8 protein-coding genes are annotated in these 7,948 nt (G+C 56.6%); all 8 read right to left on the bottom strand.

Annotated features, from left to right (window positions below):
• Positions 1–160 precede the first annotated feature (160 nt).
• The 8 genes from trpS to hofQ all read right to left on the bottom strand — a co-directional run bounded on the left by trpS (position 161) and on the right by hofQ (position 7,940).
• Entirely contained in the window at positions 161–1,165 is a 1,005-nt protein-coding gene (gene trpS, locus DDT56_RS13060) for a tryptophan--tRNA ligase (protein ID WP_136166875.1), read from the bottom strand.
• Entirely contained in the window at positions 1,162–1,866 is a 705-nt protein-coding gene (locus DDT56_RS13055; RefSeq protein ID WP_136166874.1) for a phosphoglycolate phosphatase, read from the bottom strand. The genes trpS and DDT56_RS13055 overlap by 4 nt, the downstream gene beginning before the upstream one ends.
• Positions 1,859–2,536: a ribulose-phosphate 3-epimerase gene (gene rpe, locus DDT56_RS13050; protein WP_136166873.1), complete on the bottom strand. Its 678-nt coding sequence runs from the start codon at positions 2,534–2,536 to the stop codon at positions 1,859–1,861. The genes DDT56_RS13055 and rpe overlap by 8 nt, the downstream gene beginning before the upstream one ends.
• A gap of 158 nt (positions 2,537–2,694) precedes the next feature.
• A complete protein-coding gene (dam, locus tag DDT56_RS13045; RefSeq protein WP_136166872.1) occupies positions 2,695–3,507 on the bottom strand; it encodes an adenine-specific DNA-methyltransferase in 813 nt (270 codons plus the stop codon).
• A gap of 79 nt (positions 3,508–3,586) precedes the next feature.
• Positions 3,587–4,528, bottom strand: coding sequence for an SPOR domain-containing protein (locus DDT56_RS13040; RefSeq protein ID WP_136166871.1), 942 nt, complete (start codon positions 4,526–4,528; stop codon positions 3,587–3,589).
• Between the two features lie 148 nt (positions 4,529–4,676).
• Positions 4,677–5,762: a 3-dehydroquinate synthase gene (gene aroB / locus DDT56_RS13035; RefSeq protein WP_136166870.1), complete on the bottom strand. Its 1,086-nt coding sequence runs from the start codon at positions 5,760–5,762 to the stop codon at positions 4,677–4,679.
• 51 nt (positions 5,763–5,813) lie between these two features.
• A complete protein-coding gene (gene aroK, locus DDT56_RS13030; RefSeq protein WP_136166869.1) occupies positions 5,814–6,335 on the bottom strand; it encodes a shikimate kinase AroK in 522 nt (173 codons plus the stop codon).
• A 333-nt stretch (positions 6,336–6,668) separates the two neighbouring features.
• Positions 6,669–7,940: a DNA uptake porin HofQ gene (gene hofQ, locus DDT56_RS13025; protein ID WP_136166868.1), complete on the bottom strand. Its 1,272-nt coding sequence runs from the start codon at positions 7,938–7,940 to the stop codon at positions 6,669–6,671.
• Positions 7,941–7,948: the final 8 nt, after the last annotated feature.

The following is a 7,948-nucleotide window of genomic DNA, read 5'->3' as shown; positions in this document are numbered from 1 at the left end:
CGCACGAAATAGCGCTGAACTCACATATACCGTTAACAGTAAATATGTGACTAAGAGACAGGCGAAAGGGAGGGCTGGGGTGGGGTGAAACACTACTCAGGCGACGCCTGCCGCTCCCCCCTCCCGACCTCCCATTTGTCAGGGGGAGGGATGGCCGGGCTTACGGACGCGCGACAAAACCCACGGCGTCGTAGACTCGCTTCAGGGTCTGCTGCGCGACGGCGCCGGCTTTTTCGGCGCCGTCGCGCATCACCTGCTGCAGGAAGGCTTCGTCATTGCGGAAACGGTGGTAACGCTCCTGCAATTCGGACAACATGCCGGATACCGCGTCGGCGACCGCCCCTTTCAGGTGGCCGTACATCTTGCCGCTGAACTCCTGCTCCAGTTCGGCAATGGTTTTCCCGGTCACCGCCGCAAGAATATCCAGCAGGTTGGACACCCCGGCTTTATTCGCCACGTCATAGCGCACCACAGGCGGCTCATCGGAGTCGGTTACCGCACGTTTGATTTTCTTCACCACCGACTTCGGATCTTCCAGCAGGCCGATCACGTTGTTGCGGTTTTCGTCGGACTTGGACATCTTTTTGCTCGGATCCAGCAAAGACATCACCCGCGCGCCCGACTTCGGTATAAACGGCTCCGGCACTTTGAAAGTTTCGCCGTAAAGCGTATTGAAGCGTTGGGCGATATCGCGGCTCAGCTCCAGATGCTGCTTCTGATCTTCACCCACCGGCACCTGCGCGGTCTGATACAGCAGGATATCGGCCGCCATCAGCACCGGATAATCAAACAAACCGGCGTTGATGTTCTCTTCATAGCGCGCCGACTTATCTTTAAACTGCGTCATGCGGCTCAGTTCGCCGAAATAGGCGTAACAGTTCAGCACCCAGCTTAACTGGGTATGTTCGGGAACGTGCGACTGTACGAAGATGGTGCTTTTCTGCGGATCGATGCCGCAGGCCAGATAAAGCGCCAGCGTATCCAGCGTTGCCTTGCGTAGCTGCTGCGCATCCTGACGTACCGTAATGGCATGCAAATCAACGATGCAATAGATGCAATCGTAGTCATCCTGCATATTAACCCACTGACGTAACGCACCCATGTAGTTGCCAATGGTCAATTCACCAGACGGCTGCGCGCCGCTAAATACAATGGGCTTGCTCATACTAATGTTTCCTGATTTTTTGAAGATAACGGCCCGACAAGGGGCAATAGGTCGGCAAAACGATCCAGCACCCGGTCCGGGCGGCTCAAGGCGATCGCTTCGCCATAGTTATATCCGTAGGTCATACCGACGCAGGGGCAGCCGGCGGCCAGGGACGCCTGAATATCATTGCGGGAGTCGCCGACGAACAGCAACTCGCCGGCCCGTAGTCCCAGCTTGCCCAGCACCAGATACAGCGGGGCCGGATGGGGCTTTTTAGCGATAACGTCGTCACCGCCGATAATCAGGGAAAAATAGGCGGCAATGCCCAGCGACGCCAGCAAAGGACCGACAAAAGGCGTGGGTTTATTGGTCACCACGGCCATGGGAAACCCCTGCCGCGCCAGCTGCGCCAGCGTCTCTTTTACCTGCGGGAACAGCGCGCTGCCGCGCTCCGCCGTCTGCGCGTAATAGCGATCGAACTGCTCGCGGGTGGCGCGGATACGCTGCGGCGTAGGCTCCACGCCCGCCCAGCGCAGCGCCCGCTCGACCAGCACATCGGCGCCGTTGCCGATCCAGACGGCGACCCGTTCTTCCCCCGCCGCCGGAAGCGACTGCGCCTGTAGCGCCAAATCCAACGCCTCGGCCAGCCCCGGCGCGCTGTTAATCAGCGTGCCGTCGAGGTCGAACGCCAGCCCGCGGATGGGCATCGCGTCATTCATGGGTCACCCGCGCCAATTCGCCGCGCATCTGCTCGATGACCAAGCGGTAGTCCGGCTGGCTGAAAATGGCGGAGCCGGCCACAAACATATCGGCGCCCGCGGCGGCGATGGCGCCGATATTATCGACCTTGACGCCGCCGTCCACTTCCAGACGGATATCATAACCGCTGTCGTCAATCCGCCGGCGCGCCTGCCGCAGCTTATCCAGGGTGGCGGGGATAAAGGACTGCCCGCCGAAGCCGGGGTTGACCGACATCAGCAAAATAATATCCACCTTGTCCATCACGTAGTCGAGGTAGCTCAGCGGCGTGGCGGGATTGAAAACCAGACCGGCTTTACAGCCGTGATCCTTGATCAGCTGCAGGGAGCGGTCGAGATGCTCCGAAGCCTCGGGATGGAAGGTGATGAAACTGGCCCCCGCCTGCGCGAAGTCGGGAATGATGCGATCGACCGGCTTAACCATTAAATGCACATCAATCGGCGCGCCGATGCCGTAGTCCCGCAAAGATTTAAGCACCAGCGGACCAATGGTCAGATTAGGCACATAGTGGTTGTCCATCACGTCAAAGTGAACCACGTCGGCGCCGGCCGCCAGCACGTTGGCGGTATCTTCGCCAAGCCGGGCGAAGTCGGCCGACAGAATAGACGGGGCGATTAAAAACGGTTTCATTCGTATCTCCAAACGATAAAGTCCGAACTCCTGCTGCCGGGATGCCGGTTGCTCCATCATCCCGATCGCCAATGGCTGCTGCGCAACCCAACCTGCGGTCAATCATACCCGGCTGTCGCCGCGCCGTCCCGTCTACCGTTGCCTATCGGCTTCGGGCGTCAGCAATACAGGGCCAGCAGCTCGTTCACTTTACTACGACCCAGAATATTGCGGCTAATGGTTCGGCGCGCTTTTACCACATAAAGTGAAGCATCCTGATACCACTCGCGGGTCAATACCGTATCGTGGTTGGAAATCAGCACCGGGATGCGGTATTCAACCGATAAGCGATGGGCCATGCGGGCCAGATCTTGCTGGTCGACATTATTAAAATTATTGGTGTGGTACGCGGTAAAGTTCGCGGTCGCCGATAAGGGCGCGTAAGGGGGATCGCAATAAACCACCGAACCCGGCGCGGCTTTAATCAGCGTTTGCTGGTAGTGCTCGCAAACAAAGGTGGCGTTCCTGGCCTTAAAGGCGAACCAGCGAATTTCATCTTCCGGGAAATAGGGCTTTTTATAACGCCCGAACGGCACATTAAATTCACCGCGCATGTTATAGCGGCACAGGCCGTTATAACAATGGCGATTGAGATAAAGAAACAATACCGCGCGCCGGTAGGCGTCAGTGCAGAGATTAAACTCCTGGCGCAGCAGATAGAAAACCTCTGAAGTATTCACTTCATCAGTAAAAAGCTTGCGCGAGTCGCGGACAAAATCATCAGTATTCGACTTGACGATATTGTAGAGATTAATGAGATCGCTATTAATATCGGCCAATATATAGCTGTCGTACTCGGTATTCAAAAATACGGAACCCGCACCGACAAAAGGCTCGATAAGGCAGTCTCCCTCGGGTAAGTAGCGACGAATCTCTTCCACCAGTGGATATTTGCCACCAGCCCATTTTAAAAAAGCGCGGTTTTTCTTCATGCCGTCGTTAGTTACTCTTACTTTTCAGAGCCGCGGATTGTACTCTGTGTCAGACAGCACATCAGGGCTAAAATTGGCGTTACTTATTCAAGTCCTGCTTCACCTGACGGATCGGCTTAACCCATGGTTTTTTCGCTTGTACATCAGCAGGTAGCGTTGCGATTGCCTGCCTTGCTTCTGCTGCAGAAGCATAGACTCCAGTAACTAACACATACCAGGATTTTCCGTCACGTTTAGTTTCATAAACCCATGAATGAGCCAGATTATGCTGCCTGGCGTAAGCTTTCAGCGTATCGGAACGGGAAGCGCCGCTCAACTGCAAGGTAAAATGGCTGGCCGGCGCGTTTTGAATGGCGGCGCCGGACCCTGCCGCAGATTTACCCGTCGCGGCGGGCGCCGCCGCTTTCTGCGTATTCGTTGCCGCCGGCCTGTTATTACCCTGAGCGGAGTTGCCGCTGCGCGCCGGCTTTTCAGCGGGCCGTTGCGCCGGAGCTTTAGCCGTTGGCGCAACCGTGGCGGGCGCAGTCGGCAGCGTTGAATCACCCGCCGCGCCTTGAGAAAATTCGTCAACGCGGCCCTGCTGCTGAGAAAGCGCGTCGGTAATATTTCCCGGCAGCTCGATGCGCTGCTGGCCGCTGACCGGCGGTTGAACCTGCGCTTGCGTCGGCGTATCGGAAACCGGCGGCGCGCTCAGCGTTTGCGGCGCCTGTCCGGTTGCGGCGGAAGGATTCTCAACCGGCGCGGCGCTTTCCGTTGGCGTCGCGGGAGGTGATGAAGAAAGATCGATGCTCTTTTCACCCTGGCTTTGAGGCTGAGCGGTCTGCTGGTGAGTAGGCGCCTGCAAGGCGGAACCGATACCGATAATCAGCAGCACCAGCACCAAAATCCCGATGGCGATCATCAGGTGTTGTCTGGAAAGCTCGATTTTCGATATGGAAAAATGACTTCGTTTCTGCTGACGCGTTGGTCGACGATCACTGGTATCGGGCTTCAGTTCGTCTTCCGGCTTAAACTCATCCACTTAATACCCCCCAACTGAAAGGCTAAAATTCGCAATCCTGTTCCCGGAGCGAATGATTAAATCATAACGCATTGTATTTTATTAACCATAAACCATCAGCGCTTATCTGTCGTTAACACATCCATGGTCAATAAAAACGGTAAAACGTCTAGGCAAGACAATCAGCTATCGACGCCAGCACAATATCATGCGCTACGCCGCCGCGGACTTCGGCATGACCGATAGCGGTCGGCAGCACAAGACGCAGTTCGCCCGCCAGCACCTTCTTATCGCGCATCATATGGGGAAGATAAGATTCCGGCGCCATCTGCCGCGGTCCGTTAACCGGCAGATCGGCCCGCGCCAATAAGGCCTTGATACGTTCGACGTCAGCGGCGGAAAATTGCCCAAGACGCCGCGCCGCCTGCGCGGCCATCACCATTCCCGCGGCGACGCCCTCGCCGTGCAGCCAGTTGCCGTATCCCATCTCCGCCTCAATGGCATGACCGTAGGTATGCCCCAGGTTGAGCAGCGCGCGCATGCCGCTTTCGCGTTCATCCGCCGCCACCACCGCCGCTTTCAGTTCACAGCAGCGGCGGATACAGTAAGCCAGCGCATCGTGCTGCAATGCACGCAGCGCGTCGATATTTTCTTCCAGCCAGCCAAAGAAGTCGCGATCCAGAATAATGCCGTATTTGATGACTTCCGCCAGCCCGGACGACAGTTCGCGCGCCGGCAGGGTTTTCAGGCAGTCCAGATCAACCACCACGGAGGCCGGTTGATAGAACGCGCCGATCATATTCTTGCCCAGCGGATGATTCACCGCGGTTTTGCCGCCGACGGAAGAATCAACCTGCGCCAGCAGCGAGGTCGGCACCTGAATAAAGCGCACGCCGCGCTGGTAGCTGGCGGCGGCAAAACCGGCCAAATCGCCAATCACGCCGCCGCCCAACGCCACAATCGTGGTATCGCGGCCGTGCGGTTTTTCAAGCAGCGCGGTAAAAACCTGATCCAGCACGCTCAGGGACTTATATTTCTCCCCGTCCGGCAGAATAACCTGGTCGACGTGTACGCCGCTTTGTTCCAGCACGCGGCGCACCTGTTCAAGATAGAGAGGGGCCAACGTCTGGTTGGTCACCAGCATGGCCTGCTCCCCGGCCTTCAACGGCATAAAAGAAGCCGAATCATTAAACAATCCGGCGGCTATCGTAATGGGATAACTACGCTCCGCCAATGTTACGGTAATCCTTTCCATGCGCGTTCAATAACCTGTTGAAACCTGCGTATGCAGATGATGTCCTACACTTTAGTTGCTTTCCAGCATATTGATAATCTGGTTGGCAACTACCTTGGCGCTTTGCTCATCGGTTCGAATGGTGACATCGGCAATCTCCTCGTACAGCGGATTGCGCTCTCTCGCCAATTCTTCCAGCACTTCGCGCGGCGGCGACTCAACCTGAAGCAGCGGGCGCTTTTTATCGCGCTGCGTACGAGCAAGCTGCTTCTCGATCGTCGTTTCAAGATAAACGACGACCCCGCGTGCTGAAAGACGGTTGCGTGTTTCACGAGACTTGACCGAGCCCCCGCCCGTCGCCAGGACGATACCCTGTTTTTCCGTCAACTCATTAATGACTTTTTCTTCGCGTTCACGAAAGCCTTCTTCGCCTTCCACGTCGAATACCCAGCCCACATCAGCCCCGGTGCGTCGCTCAATTTCTTGATCGGAGTCGAAAAACTCCATATTGAGCTGTTGAGCTAACTGACGGCCAATAGTGCTTTTGCCGGCACCCATAGGCCCAACCAGAAAGATATTGCGTTTCTCTGCCATGTTTTTTGGTATTACTAAGACAATTCGTTAATGATAACCCGCCCCGCCAATCAACTCAGCGACGGGACCTAAACTGAAACCTCATGAGCGATAGTGCGAGAATCAGACAAAAAATTATCTCAATACTCAGGGTAGTTTGGCAACCGAATAAAATGCCACACTGGATACAGGTGGTAATATAGTGTGTTTTATACACATTTTCGGCGGAACAACACTTCTGTGCTCAATTCGCTAACCCTTGTAAGCTAAATCCGCCGCAGCGTCAAACTTAGAAGCCATGAATCCGGCAAAATAATGCGCCGTTTTTTATGCCAACGGCGCATTCTAATGCGCCTACGTCGGCGGAATTAACGTCGGGGTAATAAAAATAACCAGCTCGCGCCGCGCATGCTTTTGCACGCTATTTTTGAACAGATGTCCCAGCAGCGGAATATTGCCTAACGCCGGCACCTGGCTGACGCCGCGCGTTTTTTGCTGCTGAAATATTCCGCCCAGCACAATGGTTTCCCCGTCGGCGACGGTGACCTGCGTCTGTATCTCCTGCTTATCGATTGCCAGCGCCTCGCCATTGTCCCCCTGCTTGATCGTCTGTCCCGGCATATTCTGGCTGATCTTCAGATTGAGCGTAATCCGGCCGGCGCGCAGAATGCTGGGCGTCACCTCCATGCCCAGCACCGCCTCCTTGAATTCAATGGAGGTTGAGCCGCTGGCGCCGCTGGAGACCTGATAGGGAATTTCCGTGCCCTGCTTGATGCTGGCGGTTTGCTGGTGCGCGGTGAACAGCCGTGGACTGGCGATGATCTCGACCTGGTTTTCCTGCTCCAAAGCCATCAGCTCCAAATCCAGCAGGCGGCCGTTGAGCCGAGCCAGATGGAAGCCGGCGCTGATCGCGGGCGTCTCCAGCGGCAAACTGACCGTAAAATTGCGCAACCGCAGGGCGTTATTAGCCGAGTCGCCGGCCTCCAGCCCCCAATTGACGCCCAGTTCCTGCAGGTTTTCACTGCTGATGGTCACAATATGCGCCGCCAGCTGCACCTGCGCCAGCGGCAGATCCAGTTCATTCAGCCACGGCCGGAGCTGCTCCAGCGCGGCCTGCGTATCGCGGATCAGTAACGTATTGGTGCGTTTATCCACGGTGACGCTACCCCGCTCCGTCATTAACACGCCGCGCTGGGCCTGAACGCTTGAAGCCACCTCGGCGGCATCGGCGTGCCGCAAGGCAACGGAAAGATTCCGCAACGGCTGTGTCTGCATCTGTCGGTCGAGACGCTCTTCTTCTTGCAGCTGCAATTCGTCAAGGCGGGCTTCGGGATAAACCAGTAAAACATTGCCTTCCTGCGCCATGGTAAGCTGCCCCATATGCAAAACGATATCCAGCGCCTGCCGCCAGGGAACCTCCGCCAACCGCAAACTGAGTTTTCCTTCCACGCCCGGCGCCACCACCAGATTCAACTGCCGGTGGTCCGCCAACGCCTGCAATATGCGGGCGATGGGCGACTCCTCAAAGGCGATGGATACCGGCTCCCTATGCTGCGCCGGCGCCAAGGCGCTGATCCCCAAAAGCGCCAACAAGACGGCGATTTTTTGCACTGATGGATACGTCATAACATTCC

It is taken from the genome of Brenneria corticis (assembly GCF_003115855.1).
GTDB classification, from domain to species: domain Bacteria; phylum Pseudomonadota; class Gammaproteobacteria; order Enterobacterales; family Enterobacteriaceae; genus Brenneria; species Brenneria corticis.
Note: the sequence above shows the minus strand (reverse complement) of the source record. Positions and strands in the feature narration are given on the sequence as shown.

Bases quoted from the DNA above. Each gene is read 5' to 3' on its own strand.
- trpS (WP_136166875.1), bottom strand. From the start codon at position 1,165: ATGAGCAAGCCCATTGTATTTAGCGGCGCGCAGCCGTCTGGTGAATTG.
- DDT56_RS13055 (WP_136166874.1), bottom strand. From the start codon at position 1,866: ATGAATGACGCGATGCCCATCCGCGGGCTGGCGTTCGACCTCGACGGC.
- rpe (WP_136166873.1), bottom strand. From the start codon at position 2,536: ATGAAACCGTTTTTAATCGCCCCGTCTATTCTGTCGGCCGACTTCGCC.
- dam (WP_136166872.1), bottom strand. From the start codon at position 3,507: ATGAAGAAAAACCGCGCTTTTTTAAAATGGGCTGGTGGCAAATATCCA.
- aroB (WP_136166870.1), bottom strand. From the start codon at position 5,762: ATGGAAAGGATTACCGTAACATTGGCGGAGCGTAGTTATCCCATTACG.
- aroK (WP_136166869.1), bottom strand. From the start codon at position 6,335: ATGGCAGAGAAACGCAATATCTTTCTGGTTGGGCCTATGGGTGCCGGC.
- hofQ (WP_136166868.1), bottom strand. From the start codon at position 7,940: ATGACGTATCCATCAGTGCAAAAAATCGCCGTCTTGTTGGCGCTTTTG.